The sequence below is a fragment of the Streptomyces sp. RLA131 genome, from assembly GCF_056270125.1.
This window is the reverse complement of sequence record NZ_JBWDOQ010000002.1, coordinates 5311988-5334022: the sequence shown is the minus strand read 5'-3', so window position 1 is coordinate 5334022 and position 22035 is coordinate 5311988. Positions and strand designations below refer to the sequence as shown.

Annotated in this window: 18 protein-coding genes and 1 pseudogene; 7 read left to right on the top strand and 12 right to left on the bottom strand. The window is 70.5% G+C overall.

The window, feature by feature from the left end; all coding sequences use genetic code 11:
• Nucleotides 1-34: 34 nt before the first annotated feature.
• The 6 genes from RWE79_RS25250 to RWE79_RS25225 all read right to left on the bottom strand — a co-directional run bounded on the left by RWE79_RS25250 (nucleotide 35) and on the right by RWE79_RS25225 (nucleotide 5560).
• Nucleotides 35-775 carry an ABC transporter permease gene (locus tag RWE79_RS25250; RefSeq protein WP_475942345.1) on the bottom strand — a complete coding sequence of 247 codons (741 nt, stop codon included), beginning with the start codon at nucleotides 773-775 and terminating at the stop codon, nucleotides 35-37.
• Nucleotides 772-1737: an ABC transporter ATP-binding protein gene (locus RWE79_RS25245; RefSeq protein WP_475942344.1), complete on the bottom strand. Its 966-nt coding sequence runs from the start codon at nucleotides 1735-1737 to the stop codon at nucleotides 772-774. Before RWE79_RS25245 ends, RWE79_RS25250 begins: the two co-directional genes overlap by 4 nt.
• A gap of 98 nt (nucleotides 1738-1835) precedes the next feature.
• The gene (locus tag RWE79_RS25240; RefSeq protein WP_475942343.1) at nucleotides 1836-3950 is read right to left on the bottom strand and encodes a VanW family protein; all 2115 of its coding nucleotides are present in this window, start codon (nucleotides 3948-3950) and stop codon (nucleotides 1836-1838) included.
• Nucleotides 3951-4086: 136 nt separating this feature from the next.
• A complete protein-coding gene (locus tag RWE79_RS25235; RefSeq protein ID WP_475942342.1) occupies nucleotides 4087-4443 on the bottom strand; it encodes a DUF6113 family protein in 357 nt (118 codons plus the stop codon).
• Entirely contained in the window at nucleotides 4440-5348 is a 909-nt protein-coding gene (gene mshB, locus RWE79_RS25230; protein WP_475942341.1) for an N-acetyl-1-D-myo-inositol-2-amino-2-deoxy-alpha-D-glucopyranoside deacetylase, read from the bottom strand. Before mshB ends, RWE79_RS25235 begins: the two co-directional genes overlap by 4 nt.
• 17 nt (nucleotides 5349-5365) lie before the next feature.
• Nucleotides 5366-5560: a hypothetical protein gene (locus RWE79_RS25225; protein WP_475942340.1), complete on the bottom strand. Its 195-nt coding sequence runs from the start codon at nucleotides 5558-5560 to the stop codon at nucleotides 5366-5368.
• A 208-nt stretch (nucleotides 5561-5768) separates the two neighbouring features.
• Here RWE79_RS25225 and RWE79_RS25220 point away from each other — a divergent pair, with 208 nt between their 5' ends.
• Nucleotides 5769-7907: a S9 family peptidase gene (locus RWE79_RS25220; protein WP_475942339.1), complete on the top strand. Its 2139-nt coding sequence runs from the start codon at nucleotides 5769-5771 to the stop codon at nucleotides 7905-7907.
• Nucleotides 7908-7920: 13 nt separating this feature from the next.
• Here the strand turns inward: RWE79_RS25220 and RWE79_RS25215 are convergent, their stop codons facing one another.
• The gene (locus RWE79_RS25215) at nucleotides 7921-9393 is read right to left on the bottom strand and encodes an NF041680 family putative transposase (RefSeq protein WP_475942338.1); all 1473 of its coding nucleotides are present in this window, start codon (nucleotides 9391-9393) and stop codon (nucleotides 7921-7923) included.
• Between the two features lie 204 nt (nucleotides 9394-9597).
• The gene (locus RWE79_RS25210; RefSeq protein ID WP_475942337.1) at nucleotides 9598-10674 is read right to left on the bottom strand and encodes a hypothetical protein; all 1077 of its coding nucleotides are present in this window, start codon (nucleotides 10672-10674) and stop codon (nucleotides 9598-9600) included.
• A gap of 437 nt (nucleotides 10675-11111) precedes the next feature.
• Here RWE79_RS25210 and RWE79_RS25205 point away from each other — a divergent pair, with 437 nt between their 5' ends.
• The 5 genes from RWE79_RS25205 to RWE79_RS25185 all read left to right on the top strand — a co-directional run bounded on the left by RWE79_RS25205 (nucleotide 11112) and on the right by RWE79_RS25185 (nucleotide 17251).
• Entirely contained in the window at nucleotides 11112-12140 is a 1029-nt protein-coding gene (locus RWE79_RS25205) for an ABC transporter permease (RefSeq protein ID WP_475942336.1), read from the top strand.
• A gap of 39 nt (nucleotides 12141-12179) precedes the next feature.
• A complete protein-coding gene (locus RWE79_RS25200) occupies nucleotides 12180-13961 on the top strand; it encodes an ABC transporter substrate-binding protein (RefSeq protein ID WP_475942335.1) in 1782 nt (593 codons plus the stop codon).
• 71 nt (nucleotides 13962-14032) lie between these two features.
• Complete coding sequence (locus tag RWE79_RS25195) at nucleotides 14033-15010, top strand: ABC transporter permease (RefSeq protein ID WP_475942334.1); 978 nt, start codon at nucleotides 14033-14035, stop codon at nucleotides 15008-15010.
• A gap of 13 nt (nucleotides 15011-15023) precedes the next feature.
• Nucleotides 15024-16091, top strand: a complete 1068-nt coding sequence (locus RWE79_RS25190) for an ABC transporter ATP-binding protein (RefSeq protein ID WP_475942333.1) — start codon at nucleotides 15024-15026, stop codon at nucleotides 16089-16091.
• 32 nt (nucleotides 16092-16123) lie between these two features.
• Complete coding sequence (locus tag RWE79_RS25185) at nucleotides 16124-17251, top strand: ABC transporter ATP-binding protein (protein ID WP_475942332.1); 1128 nt, start codon at nucleotides 16124-16126, stop codon at nucleotides 17249-17251.
• 7 nt (nucleotides 17252-17258) lie between these two features.
• Here RWE79_RS25185 and RWE79_RS25180 read toward each other — a convergent pair whose 3' ends face one another.
• Both RWE79_RS25180 and RWE79_RS25175 read right to left on the bottom strand, forming a co-directional pair.
• Nucleotides 17259-18305, bottom strand: coding sequence for an ABC transporter ATP-binding protein (locus RWE79_RS25180; RefSeq protein ID WP_475942331.1), 1047 nt, complete (start codon nucleotides 18303-18305; stop codon nucleotides 17259-17261).
• Nucleotides 18298-19326 carry an ABC transporter ATP-binding protein gene (locus tag RWE79_RS25175; RefSeq protein ID WP_475942330.1) on the bottom strand — a complete coding sequence of 343 codons (1029 nt, stop codon included), beginning with the start codon at nucleotides 19324-19326 and terminating at the stop codon, nucleotides 18298-18300. The genes RWE79_RS25180 and RWE79_RS25175 overlap by 8 nt, the downstream gene beginning before the upstream one ends.
• Nucleotides 19327-19433: 107 nt before the next feature.
• Here RWE79_RS25175 and RWE79_RS25170 point away from each other — a divergent pair.
• Nucleotides 19434-20138 (top strand): annotated as a pseudogene (locus RWE79_RS25170) (RNA-guided endonuclease InsQ/TnpB family protein); the annotation flags it as partial.
• Here RWE79_RS25170 and RWE79_RS25165 read toward each other — a convergent pair.
• A complete protein-coding gene (locus tag RWE79_RS25165) occupies nucleotides 20089-21078 on the bottom strand; it encodes an ABC transporter permease (protein ID WP_475942329.1) in 990 nt (329 codons plus the stop codon). The pseudogene RWE79_RS25170 and the gene RWE79_RS25165 overlap by 50 nt on opposite strands.
• Entirely contained in the window at nucleotides 21071-21994 is a 924-nt protein-coding gene (locus RWE79_RS25160; protein ID WP_475942328.1) for an ABC transporter permease, read from the bottom strand. Before RWE79_RS25160 ends, RWE79_RS25165 begins: the two co-directional genes overlap by 8 nt.
• Nucleotides 21995-22035: the final 41 nt, after the last annotated feature.

Below are 22035 nucleotides of genomic sequence, written 5' to 3'. Positions count from 1 at the left end.
CCCTTTTCTGGTCCCGCTGCCCACTGTCCACTGCCTACGCCTTCGCCGTGTCCTTGCGGTACATCCAGGCCGCGCCGCCCGCGAAGAGCACGAGATACACGGCCAGGACCGCGACATCCCTGGCGTGCGGCGCGCTGCCGAACTCGATGGCCTGGCCCAGGGCCGCGTACGGCCGCGCCGGCAGATAGTCGGCGATGTCCTGCAGCCAGCCCGGGAACGCCGTGAACGGCACCCACAGGCCGCCCAGCATCGCCAGCACGAAGTACGCGATCATCGCGATCGGCCGGGCCACGTCGGCGGACGCGACATAGCCGATGGCCACGCCCAGGGCCGCGAAGACGAGGCTCCCGGCCCAGCTGCTGAGCAGGACCCCCACCCACTGCCAGGCGTCGAGCCGCACCTGCTTGACCAGCGCCCCGGTCAGCAGGACCAGGACGATCGATGGCAGGCTGATGGTGGCCGCCGAGGCGATCTTGGCGGTGACGTAGCCGCGGCCGGGCAGCGCGGTCAGGCGCAGCTGCCGCACCCAGCCCTTCTCCCGTTCACGGGCGATCTGCTCGGCGTTGCCCATCAGGACGGCGGTCATCGCGCCGAAGGCGCACATGGCGACCATGTAGTACGCGACGACCGTGATGCCCAGGTCGCCCAGTTCCTTGTGCGCGTCCTGGCCGGCGGTCATCAGCAGGAACAGCACCGGCGGATAGATCACCGAGAAGAACATGAACTTGCGGTTGCGCAGGGCGCGCATGATCTCCAGCTTGACCAGCGTCCTCATCGCGCCGAGTCCTCCTTCTTCTCTGCGTCCTGCGCGTCCTGCGCGTCCTGCGCGGTGATGGCCAGGAAGGCCTGTTCCAGGCCGAGTCCGGCCACTTCGAGATTGCGGGGGTACAGGCCCGCCGCGTAGACGGCGTGGACGGTCGCGTCGGCGTCCGAGGAACGGATCCGTACGGTGCGGCCCGACACCTCCAGCCCGGCGAGATACGGGAGGGCGCGCAGCGCGGCCTCGTCTGGCTGCTCCGCCAGGTCGAAGACGATCCGGCGGGCCCCGGCCCGCGCCTTGATCTCGGCCGCCGTCCCGTCGGCCAGCAGCCGGCCCCGGTGCAGGACCAGGACGCGGTCGGCGATGGCGTCCGCCTCCTCCAGGTAGTGCGTGGCGAACAGGACCGTCCGGCCCTCGGCCGCCTGCGCGCGCATCACCGCCCAGAACGCCTGCCGCGCCGACACGTCCATCCCCGTCGTCGGCTCGTCCAGCACGATCAGTTCGTTGGCCCCGGCCGTCGCCAGCGCGAACCGCACCCGCTGCTCCTGACCGCCGGAGAGCTTGTTGACCTTCCGGCCGGCGATCTCCGTCAGATCGGCCGTCGCCAGCACCTGGTCCGCGGGGTAGGCGCGGGGATGCAGGTCGCAGGCCAGCTGGACGATCTCCCGGACCGTCACCTCGTTCATCAGCCCGCCGCTCTGCAGCATCGCGCCCACCCTTCCCTGCGCGATGGCCTGCCGCGGGCTCGTGCCGAAGAGCTCCACGGTCCCGGTGTCCGGGGTGCGCAGGCCCAGGAGCAGGTCCAGCGCGGTCGACTTCCCCGCGCCGTTGGGGCCCAGCAGGGCCACGGTCTCGCCGGGGTGCAGGGACAGGGTCAGGTCGGCGACGGCGCGCACGTCGCCGAAGCTCTTGCTCACGCCGGTGAACCCGACCACGGTGGTGGTCCCGGTTGCCGTACGGGTCGCTGTTGCGGTCATGCGGCAAGCCTCCCCCACGGGCGGGGGCGGCCGGCAGTGTGCGCGGTCCTGTTCCGGGGATGACATCTGTCACCCCCGGAAGACCGGGCCACGTCGGGTCAGGAGGTGCCTTCGATGGTGACCGACTTCTTGGCCTGGTCGGAGGTCTTGAGGGCCGGAAGCATCGCGGTGGCCACGTCGGTCGGCTTGACCGCACTGGTCGTGCCGTCGCCGCGCACCACCTGGACACCGTTGTAGGCGTTCCCGTAGAGCCCTTCCAGGGCCTTGAGGTCGATGCGGGGGGTGAGGTTGCCGTCGTCGTCCGCGACCATGGTGAGGATCTGCGACAGTGACTTCTCCGGGCTGAAGGGAATGCCGCTGACGGTGACCACACCTGACATCGCGGTCTTGCCGAAGCCCTTGACGGCCGCGTCGAGCCTGGCCTGGGTGACCTTGGGCTGGACGGTGGTGACCGAGAGGGCGACGGCCGAGGTGCTGCCGGTTTCGAGGCGGGCGCGGTAGGCGGCCTCGACGGTGCCGACCGAGGCGGCCACGTTGATGGCCTCGTGGGCCTTGCCGGGAACGCCGACGGCCTTGCCGTTGACGAACTTCACCATGCCCTCGGTGGCGTTGGAGCCGGAACCCAGCTGGTCGGAGAGGGTGCTGAGGCGGGAGCGGAGCTTCTCCTCGTCCGTGACCATCTCGGGCTCGGCCTGGCGGGTGCCGCCGAAGAGGGAGCCGATGACGGTGACGGGGTTGTAGTCGCGGTGGGCGACACCGCTGACGGTGGCGTCGATGTCGACGTCCAGGCCGGCGGACGACGGCTTGAGCTGCTTCTGCGTCTTGCCGATCGTCACGGTCAGCGGGGCGGCCTCGCGGTCGCCGAGGTCGGCCTCCAGCAGGGCGACGGCCTCCGCCTTCGACTTGCCGCCGATGTCGATACCGAGCACGGTCGTGCCGGCCGGGACATCCGCGTGGTCCATCAGCAGACCGGCGCCGTACGCGATCCCGGCGACGCCGAGCAGGGCGACGGCGGCCAGTATCACCTTGGAGCGGCCCTTGGAGGCGGGCTCCTCCTGGTCGGCCTCGAAGCGGTACGCGTCGCCGCCCGGCTGCACCGGCTTGGTGACCGCCGGCCCGGCCGGGACCGCCGGAATGCCGCTGACCACGGTGTCACTTGAGAGCCGCTCGCCGTAGGACCCTGCCGGAGGTCCGCCCTGGGGGCCTCCCTGGGGTCCGCCCTGGGGGCCTCCCTGAGGACCGCCCTGGGGTGCCCGCATCCCGCCGGTGGCCGGGCCCGTGGTGGGCCCGGCGGGCGGCTGGTAGCTGGGGAACGGGGTCCCGCCGGGCGCACCCGGGCCGCCGGGACCGCCCGGACCGCCCGGGCCACCGGGCGCACCCGGGAAGGGGCGCTGGCCCGGAGCACCGGCACGCGGGGGGCGCGCGCCGGGTCCGCCGCCAGGGCCGGCACCGGGGCGCGGGCCGGGGGCCGGACCCTCGTTGAGGTAGGGGATGTTGGGGCGGGGGCCCTGCGGCAGCTGCCCACCGGGACCACCGGGACCGCCAGGACCGCCGGCGGCCGCGATGTCGCCGAGGCTGAGCGGCTGCGTCGCGTCGGCCGCGTCCGGGGCGGCGGGGGCCGGAGCCGGGCGGGGAGCCGGCCGCGAACCCGCAGGACCACCGGGGGCACCCGGAGCACCGGGGCCCGCAGGACCACCCGGACCACCGGAGCCCGCGGGAACGCCGGGGCCACCCGGACCCGCCGGAGCCCCCGGGCCCGCCTTGCGCGGGGCGAACCAGTCGCTGGGCGGCTTGCCCGGCTCGGCGGCCGGAGCCGGCGCCGGGGGGGCGGCCGGGGCGGACGCCGCGGCGGGGGCGGGCGCCTGGGCGGCCGGGGACGCGTCGTCGCCGACCTTCCAGCCGGACGGCAGCTCGGTGGCCTCGGCCGCGGGCTGGTCCTCGACCGTCTTGCGCACGACCACCGGCGGAATCGGCCGGGAGCCGGGGATGTTGATCCGTACGCGCGTGGTCAGCGTGGTCTCGGTCCTGGGCTCGTCCGCTACGGGGGCGGCGGCTTCGGCGTTCTCGGCCGCCGCTTCCTCCCGAGGCCGCTCCTGCGGGTGCAGCGAGGGAAACGGCCTGGTCCCGTACGGCGGAGTGCCGGACGGGTACGCGGCTCCGCCGCGGCCCTGGGTGCCAGGGCCAGGGGACGAATTGTCAGTTTCACGACTCAAAGCAGGCTCTCCCGGTTCGCTTCGCCACCGGTCACGGCCATCCGCGGGCGGCCCGGCGGCGCGCACCACCATACTGGGCGCCGCTGAGTGCGCGCCCGTCAGTGACCAACGAAGCAGTACGTGCGGTACGTGGCGCCTATCGTGCACCAGTTGTTCTGTCACCGGCGAAGCCGGGGGCGGCAAGCGTGGCGCACATCACGCCCGCCATGGATCCGCCGAGCAGATAGGCGTAGGGCGCGAGGCCGTTGGCGAAGAGGAAGTCGCCCTCCGGCCGGGCCGAGCTGAGCAGCAGGACCGTCACCAGCCACAGCCCGGCGGGCACCACCGCGCCCACCCGGTCGCCGGTGAGTCTGGTGCCGCCCCAGAACAGGGCCGCGCTGCCCGCGAGCGCCAGCAGCAGCCCGCCGGGGAACCACGCGTCCTGCACCAGCGCCCCGGCGATGCCCACCGCCACGCCGAGCACGGCGAGCAGCGGATACGCGGCGTACTTCATGACCGGGCTCCCCGATCTCCCCGGACTCCCGCGAAGAGGTCGTCCTCCAGGTCCCCCGGCTCTCCCGGCTCCCCCGGGTCCCCGCCCGCGCTTCCGCGCACCAACCGGTAGTACTCGGCGCCGAAGAGCGGCTGCCCGAGGTCGTTGGAGAGCGCGAAGAAGAAGCCGTCGACCGCGATCTGCGAGGCGTGCGCCCGCATCGCCGCCGCCTTCCGCCCTGCGTACACACCCTGCTTGTCGATGACCGCGGTGACCTCGGAGTCCTCGACCACGCCCGGCAGGTCGTCGGGTTTCGCGATGCCCTCGAAGGGCACCCTGGTCCCGCTCGCCCGCAGCCGCTCGAAGCCCGCCTCGACCTCGGAGCGCGGAATGCAGTTCCAGTAGATCTTCTCGATGCCCAGGCCCTCGCCGGCCGCCAGTTCGGCGGCCCGCATCGCGACCCGGTGCGCCTGGATGTGGTCGGGGTGGCCGTACCCGCCGTTGGGGTCGTAGGTCACCAGCACCTGGGGCCGCACCTCGCGGATGACGTCGACCAGATACCCGGCGGCCTCGTCCGGATCGGCCTGCCAGAAGCACTCCGGCCGCTCGTTCTGGACGACGCCCATCATCCCGGAGTCGCGGTAGCGACCGGGCCCGCCGAGGAACCGGTGGTCGGTGACCCCCAGTTCGGCCATGGCGGCCGCCAGCTCCCCGATCCGGTGGGGGCCGAGCGTGTCGTCACGGTCCGGGGCCAGGTGCGCCAGCTCGGGCGGGATCACCTCGCCCTCCTCACCGAGGGTGCAGGTGACGAGGGTCACATGGGCGCCCTCGGCGGCGTACCTGGCCATCGTCGCGCCGTTGTTGATCGACTCGTCGTCCGGGTGCGCGTGGACGAGGAGCAGACGACGGCCGGAAGTCACTGTCACAGGGCAGAGCCTACGGCTCAGAACTTGAAGTCCCCGATCATGCCCGCCACGTTGTTGGTCAGATCACGGATCGTCGGCGCCATCGACGACGTCGCGAGATAGAAACCGAGCAGCACACAGACCACCGCATGACCCGCCTTCAGCCCGGCCTTCCGGACCAGCAGAAAGACGACGATCAGCAGCAGCAGCACCGCCGAAATCGAAAGTGCCACAGCGGCTCACCTCCAGGGTCAGGGTCGCGACAGCAGTTGCCAACCGGTTATTACCCACTCTCGGCAACGGATCATAACTTTGTGTCCCACCGCACAGGTCGGTGCACGGAAGCATGCGGGGGCGCATGGCCGGAATCCTTCGTCGGTCCGCACAACCGAGCCGCGCCTCGGGCGCCCCCGCGGCCGGGCCGGACACTAACCTCGCCGCATGACCGAACCGCTGTCGTTCCCCCGCCAGTACGCCCGGACCCAGCGCTTCACGCTGGGCACCCCCCGTTCGTTCACCGTCGCGCCGGACGGCGGGCGGGTGGCCTTCCTCCGCTCCCGTACGGGCACCGAGCGGGAGCACCTGCTGTGGGTGCTGGACCTCGCCACCGGGGCGGAGCGGATCGCCGCCGACCCGGCCGCGCTGCTCGCCGGCGCCGGCGAGGAGCTGTCCGCGCAGGAGCGCGCCCGGCGCGAGCGCAGCCGCGAGGGCTCCGCCGGAGTCGTCGGCTATGCCACCGACGACGCCGTGGAACTCGCCGCGTTCGCCCTCTCGGGCCGGCTGTTCGTCGCGGAACTGCGGGCCGGTACGGCAAGGGAACTGGATGTTCCGGGTCCGGTGGTGGACCCCCGCCCCTCCCCCGACGGGCGGCGGGTGGCGTACGTCCACGGGGGCGCCCTGCGGGTCGTGGACGCCGACGGGACGGCGGACCGGGCGCTGGCCGAGCCCGAGGGCGAGCAGGTCACGTACGGCCTCGCGGAGTTCATCGCCGCCGAGGAGATGTCCCGCAGCCGCGGCTACTGGTGGGCCCCCGACGGCAGCGCCCTCCTCGTCGCGCGGGCCGACGAGTCCCCGGTCGCCCGCTGGTGGATCGCCGACCCGGCCAACCCCTCGCGGCCGCCCGCCGAGGTCGCCTACCCGGCCGCCGGCACCGCCAACGCGGACGTGGGTCTGGTCCTGGTCGGCCTGGACGGGCCGGCCGGCCCGGCGGGCGCCACGACGCCCGTGGTGTGGGACCGCGAGGCCTACCCGTACCTGGCCCGGGTGCACTGGTCGGCGGCGGGTCCGCCGCTGCTCCTCGTACAGGCCCGCGACCAGCGCGACCAGCTGTTCCTGACGGTCGATCCGCTCACAGGGAACACCACCTCGGCGCACAGGGAGCGGGACGAAATCTGGCTTGATCTTTTCCCCGGCGTTCCGGCCTGGAACCCGGACGGACAATTGGTATGTATCTCTGACGAAAGTGGATCAAGGTCCCTGACGGTCGGCGGACACCGGCTCACCGGGCCCGAACTGCACGTCCGGGCGGTGCTCGACATCGCCGGGGACGACATCCTGGTCACGGCCTCGGCGGGCGCCGCCGCCGACCGGCCGGAGACCGGCGAGATCCATGTGTACCGGGTCTCGGCGGACGGGGCTGTTCGAATCTCCGGCACCCCGGGCGTGCACTCCGCGGTACGTTCCGGCGAGGTCACCGTCCTCACCTCGGCGTCCCTGGCCGACCCGGCGACCGTGGTCGCGGTCCTGCGCGACGGCCGGCCGCCCGCCGGGATCGCCGGTCACGCCGAGACCCCCGTCCTGGCCGCCCGTCCGGTGCTCACCACCGCCGGCGAGCACCACGTCCCGGCCGCCGTCGTCCTCCCCACCGGCTACCGGGACGGCGACGGGCCGCTGCCCGTGCTCATGGACCCCTACGGCGGCCCGCACGGCCAGATGGTGGTCCACGCCCAGCGCGCCTATCTCCAGGCCCAGTGGCTCGCCGACCAGGGCTTCGCCGTCGTCGTCGCCGACGGCCGGGGCACCCCGGGCCACTCCCCGGCCCGCGAGAAGGCCGTCGCCCACGACTTCGCCGGGACGACCCTGGACGACCAGGTCGACGCGCTGCGCGCCCTCGCCGGCGGCCACCCGCTCGACCTCGGACGGGTCGCCATCCGCGGCTGGTCCTACGGCGGCTACCTGGCCGCCCTGGCCGTGCTGCGCCGCCCCGACGTCTTCCACGCGGCGGTCGCCGGAGCCCCCGTCACCGACTGGCGGCTCTACGACACCCACTACACCGAGCGCTACCTCGGCGACCCCGGCCTGCGGCCCGAGGTCTACGCCGCCAACTCCCTGGTCACCGACGAGGGGCTGTCCGGCGCCGCCGACCGGTCGCGCCCCCTCATGCTCATCCACGGCCTCGCCGACGACAACGTCGTCGCCGCCCACACCCTGCGGCTGTCCAGTGCCCTGCTGGCCGCCGGACGGCCCCACGAGGTGCTGCCGCTGTCCGGGGTGACCCATATGACCCCGCAGGAGCAGGTGGCGGAGAACCTGCTGCTGCTCCAGGTCGCCTTCCTCAAGCGCTCCCTGAACATGGACTGAGCTTGATCTTTATCTACCAGGATCTTCCAGGCTTGCCGATGGCCTTGAGGGTCTCGGGGCGTTTGACAGTCTTGCCGACGTCGTAGCGGGGTGCCCTGCGTTTGTTCTTGGCGCCGGGTGGCCGTCCGGGCCCAGTGCCTGTGGGTTTGGGAACACGGGTCGGGCAGGCGAGGTGAGCGCGGATGTTCCTGAACCCCCGGCGGACCCGGGCCGGGGTGATCCGGTCGGAGGCGGTGGGTTTCTCCCACGGCCGGCGGAGGTCTGCGGCGAGCGGCCGGGCAAGCCGGAGCTGGGTGTGGGCGACGATCAGAATCCAGGTCCAGCGGTCCGCTGCCTCCGGAGTGCGGAGTTTCGGGGTCGTCCAGCCAAGGGTCTGTTTTGCGAACCTGAACGTGTGCTCAAGGTCGAATCTGCGCAGGTAGACCTGCCAGCAACGGTCGATGTCGTCCGGGGCGGCGCCGGTCTTCGAGGACCACAACCACACCGGCGGAGCGTCCCGTACCTTCGACAGATGCTCGACCTTCAGCCGGACCAAGGTGCCTTCGATCAGGGGAAGTTCGCCTTCGTGGTCGAGCCAGGCGGAGCGGTGTGTGAGCCGGGGGTGGACCCGGTCCCATGCCTGGGTTTCGGCTTTCCCGTAGTTCGTGGTCGCGGTGGCGGTGGTGATCGCGGGTTCGGGCCAGGTCTCCGGCTTGGCGAAGCGGAACTCCGGGCCGTGCTTGGGCGGCCGGCCGTTGACGCCGTGCGTCCGCGGTGGCCTCGGCAGGCGCATGACGCGGTCGGAGCGGACGCGGCCGATCATCTCGACGGGCAGGTCCCGCAGCACCCAGGCCAGGCGGGTGACGTCGTAGCCGGCGTCGGCGACGATGGTGATGTCCGGGTCGCCGGGTTTCCACTGGCCCGCAGTGATGAGCCGTTCGACGACGCCTCGCAGCTGGCCGGCGGTGACGGCGGTCGCGTCGTCCGCCGGGCCGAGCCGGACCACGTCCAGGATCGCGGTCCATGACGTGGCGCCGGACTCCAACACGGCGACGAAGGAGTAGGGCCAGCCCGGAATGAACTGCGACGCCGTCTTCGCCCTGCCGTAGACGTGGCAGAACAGCCGCTCGGCCGAGCACGGCGCGTCCGAACGAAGCCACGGTGACACATCGACCGCCAGGACCAGGCGCCCGCCCTCGAAACGCGGCAGCGGCAGCCCGGCCAGCACCGTCCGCAGCCGATCGACGTCGATCCGGCCGCGATTCAGGCCGCCGTACATCGCTCCGTGCCCACGACGATGCTCGGGCAACAGGGTCAGGTCCACCGGGGACTTCACCGCACCGTCCGCACACAGCACCGCGTCCACCAACTCGAACAACTCATCGCGCCGAGCGGTCAGACACTCGTAGAACTCACCCCGGAAGCGTGACGCCTCCGCGAACGCTTCCCGCCGGACAGCATCAGGCAGCAGACTCACCCTCACGGCCTTCGTCTTGGTCACGTGCATTCCTTGGTCGGAACACACGATCAGACGAAGGCCGCCCGCACGTCCGGCGAATCCCCAGGTGAGCGACTCAGTTCGAGGTGCTGTTCGAGGCCGGCAGATAAAGAACAAGCTGAGCCGCGGACCGACACGGCCCGACACGGCCCGACACGGCCCGACACGGCCCGGGTCACGGCCCGAATCACCGCCCCGGCCGTGCGGCCGCCGTCAGACACCCGGCGGCCGCCAGTACCCCGCTCCCCCCGCGCCCCCCGCGCGCCCCGGCGCCGACGGCGGCGGGCCGGGGGGCGGCGGGGCCTGCGACCACTGGCCGTACGCGGGCATGCTCAGGGTCTGCTGGGCCGCGGTCACCTCGGCGTCGTCGTACTCCATGCCGTAGACCGTGCCGTACCCCGATTCGTCCACCGGGCGGAACGGCCCCTCGGCCCGGGGCAGCAGGAGGAGCGCCACCACCGCGGCCGCCAGCACCGCGAAGACCGCGCCGAACACGCCCACCGTCACCTCGGTCGGCTCCGCCGTGGCGATCACCGGTACCGCCTGCGGCACCAGCAGCCAGCCCACGGCGATGCCCAGCGGCCGGCCGATCGGCGTCCGTCTCAGCGCCGCCAGCCCGGCCAGGGCGCACACCGCCGCCGTGGTCCAGGACAGCCAGCCGAACGGCGTCCCCAGCAGCGCGTTGACCAGATAGCCGCCGGTGACGGTGCGCCAGAAGAAGCCCGGCGGCTGGGTCTCCTGGAGCGAGCCCGTCGTCCGGTAGAACTGCCAGGCGCCCGACATCACCGCGACGATCAGCAGCAGCAGCCCCGCCAGCACCCCCGCCGCCGGCCTGGGCGGCGCCGGGTCCCAGCCGGGCAGCACCCGCCGCCGGTTCACCGCGATGGCCAGCAGCGCGATGCCCCCCACCACTTCGGCGGCGGCCGTCAGCACCAGTTGTCCCTGTACGTCGAGCTGCCCGTTCCACTGGCCGCCCAGGATCAGCACGGTCGGCGCCCGCAGCAGCACCGTCAGTGCGCCCACCGACCCGAACGCCCCGGTCACCACCGGCCGGAAGGACGCCGCGACGGCGCCCGCGTAGAGCCCGATCAGTACCGCGTCGATCACCGAGGTGTTCAGCGGCGCGCCCCCGGCCGGGACCGCCAGCCCGGCCCACACCTGGCCCAGCCCGTCCAGCCCCACCAGCCCCGCGTCCTGGATCACCCAGGCGATCTCGATCACGGCGAGGACGCCGCACACCACCGCTCCCGCCCGTCTCGCCGGGCGCGCGAGCGCGAATCCCTGCCGCATGGCGACCTCCTGGCCTCTCGGCGGCAGTTCCGTCTTGCCACCTGTCCCCGTGGATACGGGCCGCCCGGGCCCGCGTTTCACCGTGGCCGCCACAAACGGCAGCCGGCCGGGGCGACAATGTCACCCCGGCCGGCTTACGGCACCCGCACGGCCGTACGTTGTTCAGCGTGCAGCGTCCGTATATCGGAGAAGCGTCGGCCAAGTTGCCTGCGTGTTACAGAATTTGATCCCGGTTCATCCCGGATCGTCCACTCGAACTGTCGTCCGTCAAGCACGCGGACACGTCGTTTGGCAAAACCTTCACTCCAGATAGTCTTGATCGTGTTTTCTTCGGTTACCGCCCCCTTGACTGGTCCAGACTTCATTGCGAAAGTCCCGATCAGTAAACAGCGCTCAATAGCGCGGCGTGAAGCCTCTTCGGTGCGGGGGAAGATCATATGTCTACTCCAACTACGGCTGCGACCGAGCCGGACCCGGTACCCGCGGATTCTCCCGCCCTCGGCGAGGCGACCGGAAAGCCGGCGGTCGAACTCGTCGGACGATCTCCCGGCCGGCTGGCCTGGATCCGATTCCGGCGTGACAAGAGCGGCATCCTCTGCGCACTGATCGTCATTGCCTTCATCGTGATCGCCCTGACCGCCCCCCTGATCGCAAAACTGTACGGGAAGAATCCCTATGACCTGTACGGACAGGACGAGGGGCTGCTCAACAGCTACGGAATCCCGATCAAGCCGAACGGCGGTATCGACAGCACCTACTGGTTCGGCGTGGAGCCGAACCTCGGACGCGATGTGTTCACCCTATTGATCTACGGAATCAGGACCTCGCTTTTCATCGCCCTCGCCGTGACCGTCGTGTCGGTGGTGACCGGCGTCCTGATCGGCCTGATCCAGGGATATCTGAGCGGGCGGACCGACTACTTTCTCGGCCGGTTCTCCGACCTCATGCTCTCGTTCCCGCAGCAGCTGTTCTTCATCGCCTTCACCCCGGTGATCGTCGCGCTGTTCGTCTCGCCCCGCGACGAGGAGCCCACCTACGTCCGGGTCCTGGCGCTGATCATCGTGCAGTTCATGCTCGGCTGGATGAGCGTGGGCCGGCTGGTGCGCGCCCAGGTACTCAGCCTGCGCGAACGGGAGTTCGTCGAGGCGGCCCGGCTGAGCGGCGCGTCGTCGTGGCGGATCATACGCAAGGAGCTGCTGCCGAACATCTGGAGCACGATCCTGGTCCAGTCGACGCTGCTGCTGCCGGTGAACGTCACCGCCGAGGCGGGGCTGTCGTACCTCGGGGTCGGCGTCCAGGCGCCCACCCCCGACTGGGGACTGATGTTCCAGGCCGGTGCCTCGTACTACGAATCAGACGTCACCTACATGTTCTTCCCCGGCATCGCCATGGTGATCTTCGTGGTCGCCTTCAACCTGCTCGGGGACTCGGTCCGGGACGCGCTCGATCCCAAGACCGTGCGATGAGTGTCCCGCAATTCCGGTTTCAGTGACAGGCAGGGATCAATGAGAACTCGCAAGGCGCGTATCGCCTCCGCGTTTCTGGCGGTGGGGGCTCTGACACTGTCCGCGGCCTGCAGCAGCGGTGGCGGCGAAGGGGGTGGGGGAAACAGCGGCGACGGACAGAAAGCCACCGTCCAGGACTTCGGTGTCGGCACCGCGGCGGATTCGAACGGACCGGCGACCGCGGTGAGCGGTGCGAAGAAGGGAGGCACGGTCTACGACCTGGACCAGGCCGGATTCGACTATCTGGACCCGGGTCAGCAGTACGTCAGTGACATGCTTTCGCTCCAGTTGTTGTACAACCGTTCCCTGACCGGATACAAGATCGACCCGAAGTCGGGCAAGACCATTCTCGTCGGCGACCTGGCCACTGACACCGGTAAATCCTCCGACGGCGCGAAAACCTGGACCTACACCCTCAAGGACAACCTCAAGTTCCAGGACGGCTCGGCCATCACCGCCAAGGACATCAAGTACGGCATCGAACGGCTTTTCGCCGACTACCAGACCCAGGGTCCGCAGTACGTCCAGAAGTGGCTCTACGGCGCGGACTACCGCAAGGCCTACACCGGCCCGTACGACGGCAAGGAGATCCCCTCCTCCAAGATCGCCACCCCGGACGACAAGACGCTCGTCTTCCACTTCCTGGAGCCGCACGCCGACGCCCCGTACGCGATGTCGATGCCGAACGTCTCGCCGGTGCCCAAGGCCAAGGACGACAAGCAGAAGTACAACAACCACCCGGTCGCCTCGGGCCCGTACAAGATCGCCAGCTACAAGCCGGGCAAGGAACTGGTCCTGACCCGCAACACGGCCTGGGATCCCAAGAGCGACCCGATCCGCAACGCCTACCCGGACAAGTGGGACTTCCAGCTCGGGATCGCCGAGCCCGGTCTCACCAACCGGCTGGCCGCCGACTCCGGCACCGACCGGTACGCGGTGAACCTGTCCGGCTCGGCGGACCCGTCGAAGATGCAGACCCTGACGACCGACTCGCGGTACAAGTCCCGGACCGTCAACCAGTACCAGCCGTACGTCGAGGTCATCAACATCAACACCAAGCGGATCAAGGACCCGAGGGTCCGCCGGGCGATCATGTACGCCTTCCCCATGAGCCAGGTCCTGCAGGCCTTCGGCGGCGGCGCCCAGGGCGAACTCGGCACCACCCTGCTCAGCCCCACGGTCGCCGGCTGGAAGAAGTACGACCCGTTCGGCAAGCTCACCGAACCGACCGGTGACATCGCCAAGGCCAAGGAGCTGCTGAAGGAGGCCGGCGTCAAGGGCAAGGTCAAACTGTCCTACGCGTTCGCCAACAACCCGCGCTGGCAGGCCGTCTCGCTCACCATCGAGAAGGCCCTGGAGAAGGCCGGCTTCGACGTCCAGCGCAAGGCCGTCGACCCGACCTCGTACTACACGGTCGTCGGCAAGGTGGACACCCCGTACGACATCTACCGCACCAGCTGGGGCTCCGACTGGCCCAGCGCCTCGACCGTGGTCCCGCCGACCCTGGACGGCCGCAACCTGCAGGACGGCACCAACAACTACTCGTTCCTCAACGACGACCACGTCAACACCGAGATCGACCGGATCCTCGGGATCACGGACATCAAGAAGCAGAACAGCGAGTGGCGGACCCTCTCGGAGTACGTGCTGAAGAACGACACGTCGCAGATCCCGTTCGTCTTCGACAAGTACTTCAACCTGCACGGCTCCAAGCTCGGGGGCGTCACCTACAACCAGGTGTTCGGCACCGTCAACCCCAGCACCATCTACGTCAAGTCGTAGTCCCGGCTCAGCACCGCGCCGGTCCCGGCCCGCGGGCCGGGACCGGCGCCCCGGACGGAAGAGCCCGACCCATGTTGCGTTTTCTCGTACGCCGCGTGCTGGGCGCAGTGGTCATCCTGCTGTTCATCAGCGCCATCACGTACTTCCTCTTCTTCTTCCTGCCGGCGGACCCGGCGCTGCTGTCGTGCGGCAAGAACTGCAGCCCGCAGAACGTCGCCCTGATCCGCCGGAACCTCGGGCTCGACCAGCCGATCTGGATCCAGTACTGGCACTTCATGGCCGGCGTCTTCGTGGGCCGCGATCTGCCCGTCGGCAACTGCCCGGCCCCCTGCTTCGGCTACTCCTTCGCCGACCAGCAGCCGATCTGGCCCACCATCACCGACCGTTACCCGACCACCCTGTCGCTGGCGATCGGCGGCGCGGGCGCGTTCCTGACCATCGGGGTGGGCCTCGGTCTGATCTCCGCCTGGAAGCAGGGCACCGCCTTCGACCGGATCGCCAGCTCGGTCTCCCTGGTCGGCAACTCGGTGCAGATCTACTTCATCGGCCCGATCGCCATCCTGCTGCTCTCCACCGACCTGCGTCTGCTCAACCGGGGCCAGGACCCCGACTGGACCCATGACCCGCTGGGGTCGGTCGGCGGGCTGATCCTGCCCTGCCTGGTGATGTCGGTCATCTTCTGGTCCAACTACAGCCGCCAGACGCGCTCGCTGCTGGTGGAGCAGATGTCCGAGGACCACATCCGTACCGCCCGCGCCAAGGGCATGTCCGCGCGCTATGTCTTCCTGCGGTACGCCCTGCGCGGCGCCGCCGCGTCGATCATCACCATCTTCGGCATCGACCTCGGCGCGGTGCTGGGCGGCGCGATCATCACCGAGGTCACCTTCGGGCTGCACGGGCTCGGCAGCCTGGCGGTCCAGGCGGTGCTGCGGGCCGATCTGCCACTGGAGATGGCCGTGATGCTGATCGGCGCCACCATCATCGTCATCAGCAACATCGTCGTCGACACCGCGTACGCCTTCATCGACCCGCGGATCCGGCTTTCGTGAAGGGGAACCGACCGTGAGCATCCTCACCAAGCCCGAGGCGGAACCGGCGGACGACGGCTCCCAGGCCTTTCTGTCGGTGCGCGACCTGCATGTGCGGTTCGCCACCGAGGACGGCGTCGTCAAGGCGGTCGACGGGCTGTCCTTCGACCTGGAGCGCGGCCGGACCCTGGGCATCGTCGGCGAGTCCGGGTCCGGCAAGTCGGTCACCAACATGGCGGTCCTCGGGCTGCACAACCCGCGCAACACCGCGATCACCGGTGAGATCGTCCTCGACGGCCAGGAGCTGACCGGAGCCACCGAACGGCAGCTGGAGCGGCTGCGCGGCAAGAAGATGGCGATGATCTTCCAGGACTCGCTGACGGCGCTCTCGCCCTACTACACCGTCGGCCGGCAGATCGCCGAGCCCTACATGAAGCACACCGGAGCCTCCCGCAGAGCCGCCCGCGCGCGGGCGGTCGAGATGCTGACCAGGGTCGGTATCCCGCAGCCGCAGACCCGGGTGGACGACTATCCGCACCAGTTCTCCGGGGGCATGCGGCAGCGGGCGATGATCGCCATGGCGCTGGTCTGCGACCCGGAACTGGTCATCGCCGACGAGCCGACGACCGCCCTGGACGTCACCGTCCAGGCGCAGATCCTCGACCTCCTCAAGGACCTCCAGCGCGAGACCGGCACCGCGATCATTCTCATCACCCACGACCTCGGCGTGGTCGCCAACACCGCCGACGACGTGATGGTGATGTACGCCGGGCGCTGTGTGGAGCGCGGGACCGTGACCGAGATCCTCAAGTCGCCCGAACACCCCTACACCTGGGGGCTGCTCGGCTCGATCCCGCGGATCTCGGCGGCCGTGGACGTCCCGCTGTCACCGATCCCCGGCGCCCCGCCCAGCCTGCTCAACCCGCCTTCCGGCTGTCCCTTCCACCCCCGCTGCGCCTTCACCGGCGAGGTGGGCGGCACCCGTTGCGCCGGTGAGCGTCCCTGGATCCCCGAGGGCGTCCGGCGCGGCTCCGCCTGCCATCTCACGACGGCACAGCGGCAGACGTTCTTCACCGAGCAGATCCAGCCCCGGCTGCGCTGAGCGGCCGTCCAGGAGTCGAGGAAACCACCACCATGACCGAAGCGCAGGCGCACGCCCTGGCCACGGTGCCCGAACCCCGGGGGACCTCCCGGTCACCGCTGCTCGAAGTCGACGGGCTGGCCAAGTACTTCCCGATCAACGGCGGCTTCGTCGTCAAACGCCATGTGGGCGACGTACGTGCCGTGGACGGCGTCGGCTTCCATGTCGCCGAGGGCGAGAGCCTGGGCCTGGTCGGGGAGTCGGGGTGCGGCAAGTCCACCACGGGACGGCTGATCACCCGGCTGCTCGAACCCACCGGCGGAACGATCTCCTACCGGGGCCAGGACATCACCCACGCCTCACGCAGGGAGCTGGCGCCGATCCGCTCCGAGATCCAGATGATCTTCCAGGACCCCTACGCGTCGCTCAACCCGCGCCAGACCGTCGGGAACATCGTCGCCGCGCCGATGGAGATCAACCGCGTCAGTCCTCCCGGGGGCCGGGAGAAGCGGGTCCGTGAGCTGCTGGAGACCGTCGGGCTCAACCCGGAGCACTACAACCGTTTCCCGCACGAGTTCTCCGGCGGCCAGCGCCAGCGCGTCGGCGTCGCCCGCGCCCTCGCCCTCGAACCCCGGCTCATCGTCGCCGACGAACCCGTCTCGGCCCTGGACGTCTCCATCCAGGCACAGGTCGTCAACCTCCTCCAGCACCTCCAGCGGGAACTCGGCATCGCCTTCCTCTTCATCGCCCACGACCTCGCCGTCGTCCGCCACTTCTCCCAACGCGTCGCCGTCATGTACCTCGGAAAAATCGTCGAGATCGGCGACCGACAGGACATCTACCAGCACCCCCGCCACCCCTACACCCACGCCCTCCTCTCCGCCTCGCCCGAGGCCGACCCCGACGAACGGGACTCCACCGAGCGGATCCGGCTGGCCGGGGACGTCCCCTCCCCCATCGACCCGCCGTCGGGCTGCCGCTTCCGGACCCGCTGCTGGAAGGCCCAGGAACACTGCGCCGCCGAGGAACCACCGCTCGTCCGGCTCGACGGCAACCAGGACGGCCACCTCACCGCCTGCCACTTCCCCGAGGAACCGACGACCGCGGCGCGGGTCGAGGACGTCGTCCTGGACCCGGCGCTCACCGCGACCGAGGACGCGGCCCCCGACCCGGCCCCCTGAGCGCGCGTCAGTCCCGCGGCGGTGTCTCCGGCGGGACCACCGTCGTCTTCTCCTCCGCGAAATGGCAGGCGCTGTCGTGCGCGGCCGGCGATTCCAGGCCCACGAAGACGGCCGGCACGGCCAGCGCCGGGATCTCCAGCGCGCACCGCTCCCGGGCCTTCCAGCAGCGGGTGCGGAAGCGGCAGCCCGACGGCGGATTCGCGGGGGACGGGACGTCGCCGGTGAGGACGATCCGCTCCCGGCCCTCGCGCGCCTCGGGGTCGGGCACCGGGACGGCCGACAGCAGCGCCTGGGTGTACGGATGGGTGGGGTGCTCGTAGATCTGGGCGTCGTCGCCGATCTCGACGATCTTGCCGAGGTACATCACCCCGACCCGGTCGGAGATGTGCCGGACGATGGACAGGTCGTGCGCGATGAACATGTACGAGAGGTCGAACTCGTCCTGGAGCCGTTCCATCAGGTTGATGACCTGCGCCTGCACCGAGACGTCCAGTGCCGAGACCGGCTCGTCGGCGACGATGATCTCCGGTCGCAGCGCCAGGCCCCGGGCGATGCCGATGCGCTGGCGCTGGCCGCCGGAGAACTGGTGCGGGTAGCGGTTGATGTACTCGGGGTTGAGCCCGACCACGTCCAGCAGCTCCTGCACCTTTCTGCGGCGCTCGCCCTTGGGGGCCACCTCGGGATGGATCTCGTACGGTTCACCGATGATGTCGCCGACGGTCATCCGGGGGTTCAGGGAGGTGTACGGGTCCTGGAACACCATCTGGATGTTGCGCCGCACGGCCTTGAGGGCACGGCCGGACAGCTTGGTGATGTCGTCGCCCTTGTAGACGATCTCGCCGGCGGTCGGACGCTCCAGGTTCATCAGCAGCTTGGCGACGGTGGACTTCCCGCAGCCCGACTCGCCGACGATGCCCAGCGTCTCGCCCCGGTGGAGGTCGAGGTCGACGCCGTCGACCGCCTGCACGGCGCCGACCTGCTTCTTGAACACGATGCCCTGGGTCAGCGGGAAGTGCTTGACCAGGCCCCGCACCTGAAGGATCGCTTCAGTCATCGAGGCACTCCTTCCAGAAGTGGCACGCGCTGGCCCGCGTGGGGCTCACCTCGTACAGCGGCGGTTCGTCCGTGCGGCAGACCGCCCGGGCCATCGGGCAGCGCGGGTTGAAGGCGCAGCCGGGCGGGATGTGGAGGAGGTTGGGCGGCAGGCCCTTGATGGCGTAGAGCTCCTGGCCCTTGTGGTCCAGGCGCGGGATCGACCGCAGCAGGCCCTTGGTGTACGGATGCGCCGGCCGCTTGTAGATCTCGTGGACCGGGGCGGTCTCGACGATCCGGCCCGCGTACATCACCGCGATCCAGTCGGCGACGTCGGCGACCACACCCAGGTCGTGGGTGATCAGGATCAGGCCCATGCTGTACTCGCGCTGAAGCTCGGCCAGCAGGTCCATGACCTGGGCCTGGACGGTGACGTCCAGGGCGGTGGTCGGTTCGTCGGCGATGATCAGGTCCGGCTCCAGGGCCAGCGCCATCGCGATCATGATGCGCTGGCGCATACCGCCGGAGAACTGGTGGGGATACTGCCCGACCCGTTCCCTGGCCGCCGGAATGCGGACCCGGTCCATCAGCTCGACGGCCTTGGCCTTGGCGTCCTTCCTGCTCATGCCCTCGTGGACGGTGAACATCTCGGAGAGCTGGTCGCCGACGCTGAGCACCGGGTTGAGCGAGGAGAGCGCGTCCTGGAAGATCATCGCCATTCTGGCGCCGCGCACCTTGCGGCGCTCCTCGGCGTTCATCTTCAGCAGGTCCCGGCCCTGGAAGAGGATCTCGCCCCGGGTCACGAACCCCGGCGGCGAGTCGAGGATGCCCATGACGGCCTGGGCGGTCACCGACTTCCCCGAGCCGGATTCGCCCAGTACGGCGAGGGTCTCGGCGGCCCTGACGGTGTAGCTGACCCCGTTGACGGCGTGGGCGACGCCGTCCCTGGTACGGAACTCGACATGCAGGTCCCGTACGTCGAGCAGGGGCGCGGACGCCCGTGCGGCCTCCTCGGCGGTGACCTCGCTGGTCGGTGGATTCATCGGGAACCTCCGGGGAGACCCCGGCCTTCAGGCCAGGGAGGAATCGGATTGCCTGCGGAGCGGGGCGGGGACAGCCGGCTCGCCGCCAGAGCGGACCGGCGTCCACGTACCCGCGTTTCACGTCGTGGCAGAAGTCCCGCAAGAGCGCCGAGTACACCGAAGGCGCGCAGCCGTCCACGGTGACCGTGTCCCGGGACGCGGCCGGGCGCTGGTTCGTCTCCCTGCTGTGCGACGACGCGATCACCCCGGCCCCGGCCACCGCGGCCGCTGTCGGGATCGACGCGGGGATCACCTCCCTGGCGGCCCTGTCCACCGGGGAGCAGATCACCGACCCCCGGCACGAACGCCGCGACCGGGCCCGCCTCGCCCGAGCCGTCTCGGACGCGGCCCGGCGCGACATGCGGACGATGCTGGAGTACACATGCGCCCGGTACGGGCGCGAACTCGTCGTGACCGGCCGCTGGTTCCCCAGTTCGAAGCTGTGCGGGGCCCGCGGCACGATCCGGGCGAAGCCGCCGCTGAACGTCCGCGAGTGGACGTGCGACTGCGGCATGGCGCATGACCGCGACGCGAACGCGGCGAAGAACATTCTCGCGGCCGGGCCGGCCGGGCCGGCCGTGTCTGCCTGTGGAGACGGTGTAAGACCTCAACGGGAGTCCTCCCGGACGGGGCGGTCGTCGATGAAGCAGGAAACCCAGCGGGCGACCGCTGGAATCCCCCGCCTTCAGGCGGGAGAGGAAGCCAACGGAGCGTCCGTCCGTATCAGCGCAGCTTGGGGTCGAGGGCGTCGCGCACCGCGTCGCCGAGCATGATGAAGGCGAGCACGGTGATGCTCAGCGCGCCGGCCGGCCACAGCAGCATGTGCGGCGCGTTGCGGATCTGGCTGGACGCCTGCGAGATGTCGATGCCCCAGGAGACGGTCGGCGGCTTCAGGCCGACGCCGAGGTAGGACAGCGTGGCCTCCAGCGAGATGTACGTACCGAGGGCGATGGTCGCCACCACGATCACCGGGGCTACGGCGTTGGGCGCGATGTGCCGCAGCAGCAGCCGGGAGTTGCCCGCGCCGAGGGCGCGGGCCGCCTGGACGTAGTCGTTCTGGCGGGCGGTGATGACCGAGCCGCGGGCGATACGGCCGATCTGCGGCCAGCCCAGCAGCACGATGAAACCCACCACCGGCCACACGGTGGTGTTGGTGATCACCGACAGGAACACCAGGCCGCCCAGCACGATCGGGATGCCGAAGAAGATGTCGCTGACCCGGGACAGGACCGCGTCCCCCCAGCCGCCGTAGAAGCCGGCCAGGCCGCCCAGCACTCCGCCGAGGACTGCCGCGCCCAGCGTCGCGCAGACGCCGACGGTGACGGAGGCCCGGGCCCCGTAGACGACCCGGGTGTAGACGTCGCAGCCCTGGTTGTCGAAGCCGAAGGGGTGGCCGGGGGCCGAGCCCTTCTGGGAGTTGTCCAGGTTGCAGCTGAGCGGGTTGCCGGTGGCGATCAGCTGGGGCCAGACGGAGATGACGACCAGGAAGAGGATCACCAGGGCGGAGAGGATGAAGACCGGGTTGCGCCGCAGGTCGCGCCAGGCGTCCGACCACAGGCTGCGCGGTCTCTCCGCCGGCCCGCCGCCCGGCACCGGCTCGCCCTGCGGCGCGCGCTCCAGCGTCCTGGCCTCGCTCTGCGCGAAGTCCATGGTGGCGCCGGTGCCGCCGGCCGGTTCCATCGCCTCGTCACGGTGGTTCTCGGGCTCAGGCATAGCGGATCCTCGGGTCCAGGACGGCGTACAGGAGGTCGACCAGGAGGTTCGCCACCAGGAAGACGATCACCAGGATCGTCACGAAGCCGACGACGGTCGCCGAGTCCAGCCGCAGGATGCCCTGGTAGAGCTGGAAGCCGACGCCGCGGATGTTGAAGATCCGTTCGGTGACGATGGCCCCGCCCATGAGCGCGCCGATGTCGGTGCCGATGAAGGTGACCACCGGGATCAGGGAGTTGCGCAGCAGGTGGCGGGTGATGACCCGGCGGCGCGGCAGACCCTTGGCGATGGCGGTGCGTACGTAGTCGGCGCGGGCGTTCTCCGCGATGGAGGTGCGGGTCAGCCGGGTGACGTACGCGAGCGAGACCAGGGCGAGGACCAGTCCGGGGACGATCAGCTCGCTGAAGGGCGCCTCGGCCGACACCGACGGCTCGATGACGCCCCACTCGACGCCCAGCAGGTACTGGAGGACGTAGCCGGTGACGAAGGTCGGGACGGAGATCACGATCAGGGTCAGCAGCAGGGCGCCAGTGTCGACGGGCCTGCCGCGCCGCATGCCGGTGACGACGCCGAGCGTGATGCCGATGACGATCTCGAAGAAGATCGCCACGATGGTCAGCCGCAGGGTGACCGGGAACGCGCTCGCCATCAGCTCGGTGACCGCCTGGCCGTTGTAGGCGGTGCCGAAGTCGCCCTGGAAGATCTGCCCCATGTAGTGCAGGTACTGCTGCCACAGGGGGTGGTCGAGGTAGAGGTCGTGGCGGATCTGCGCGGCGGTGGCGGGGTCGCAGGCGCGGTCCCCGCACTTGGCGGCGACGGGGTCGCCCAGCGCGTACACCATGAAGAAGATCAGCAGCGTCGTGCCGATGAACACCGGGACCATCTGCAGCAGACGGCGGATCACATAGCGTCCCATGGGGCCTTCCCACTGGTCGGCGGCCCCGGCCTCACGGGACG

Bases quoted from the DNA above. Each gene is read 5' to 3' on its own strand.
- RWE79_RS25250 (WP_475942345.1), bottom strand. From the start codon at position 775: ATGAGGACGCTGGTCAAGCTGGAGATCATGCGCGCCCTGCGCAACCGC.
- RWE79_RS25245 (WP_475942344.1), bottom strand. From the start codon at position 1,737: ATGACCGCAACAGCGACCCGTACGGCAACCGGGACCACCACCGTGGTC.
- RWE79_RS25235 (WP_475942342.1), bottom strand. From the start codon at position 4,443: ATGAAGTACGCCGCGTATCCGCTGCTCGCCGTGCTCGGCGTGGCGGTG.
- RWE79_RS25220 (WP_475942339.1), top strand. From the start codon at position 5,769: ATGACCGAACCGCTGTCGTTCCCCCGCCAGTACGCCCGGACCCAGCGC.
- RWE79_RS25215 (WP_475942338.1), bottom strand. From the start codon at position 9,393: ATGCACGTGACCAAGACGAAGGCCGTGAGGGTGAGTCTGCTGCCTGAT.
- RWE79_RS25210 (WP_475942337.1), bottom strand. From the start codon at position 10,674: ATGCGGCAGGGATTCGCGCTCGCGCGCCCGGCGAGACGGGCGGGAGCG.
- RWE79_RS25205 (WP_475942336.1), top strand. From the start codon at position 11,112: ATGTCTACTCCAACTACGGCTGCGACCGAGCCGGACCCGGTACCCGCG.
- RWE79_RS25200 (WP_475942335.1), top strand. From the start codon at position 12,180: ATGAGAACTCGCAAGGCGCGTATCGCCTCCGCGTTTCTGGCGGTGGGG.
- RWE79_RS25195 (WP_475942334.1), top strand. From the start codon at position 14,033: ATGTTGCGTTTTCTCGTACGCCGCGTGCTGGGCGCAGTGGTCATCCTG.
- RWE79_RS25185 (WP_475942332.1), top strand. From the start codon at position 16,124: ATGACCGAAGCGCAGGCGCACGCCCTGGCCACGGTGCCCGAACCCCGG.
- RWE79_RS25180 (WP_475942331.1), bottom strand. From the start codon at position 18,305: ATGACTGAAGCGATCCTTCAGGTGCGGGGCCTGGTCAAGCACTTCCCG.
- RWE79_RS25175 (WP_475942330.1), bottom strand. From the start codon at position 19,326: ATGAATCCACCGACCAGCGAGGTCACCGCCGAGGAGGCCGCACGGGCG.
- RWE79_RS25165 (WP_475942329.1), bottom strand. From the start codon at position 21,078: ATGCCTGAGCCCGAGAACCACCGTGACGAGGCGATGGAACCGGCCGGC.
- RWE79_RS25160 (WP_475942328.1), bottom strand. From the start codon at position 21,994: ATGGGACGCTATGTGATCCGCCGTCTGCTGCAGATGGTCCCGGTGTTC.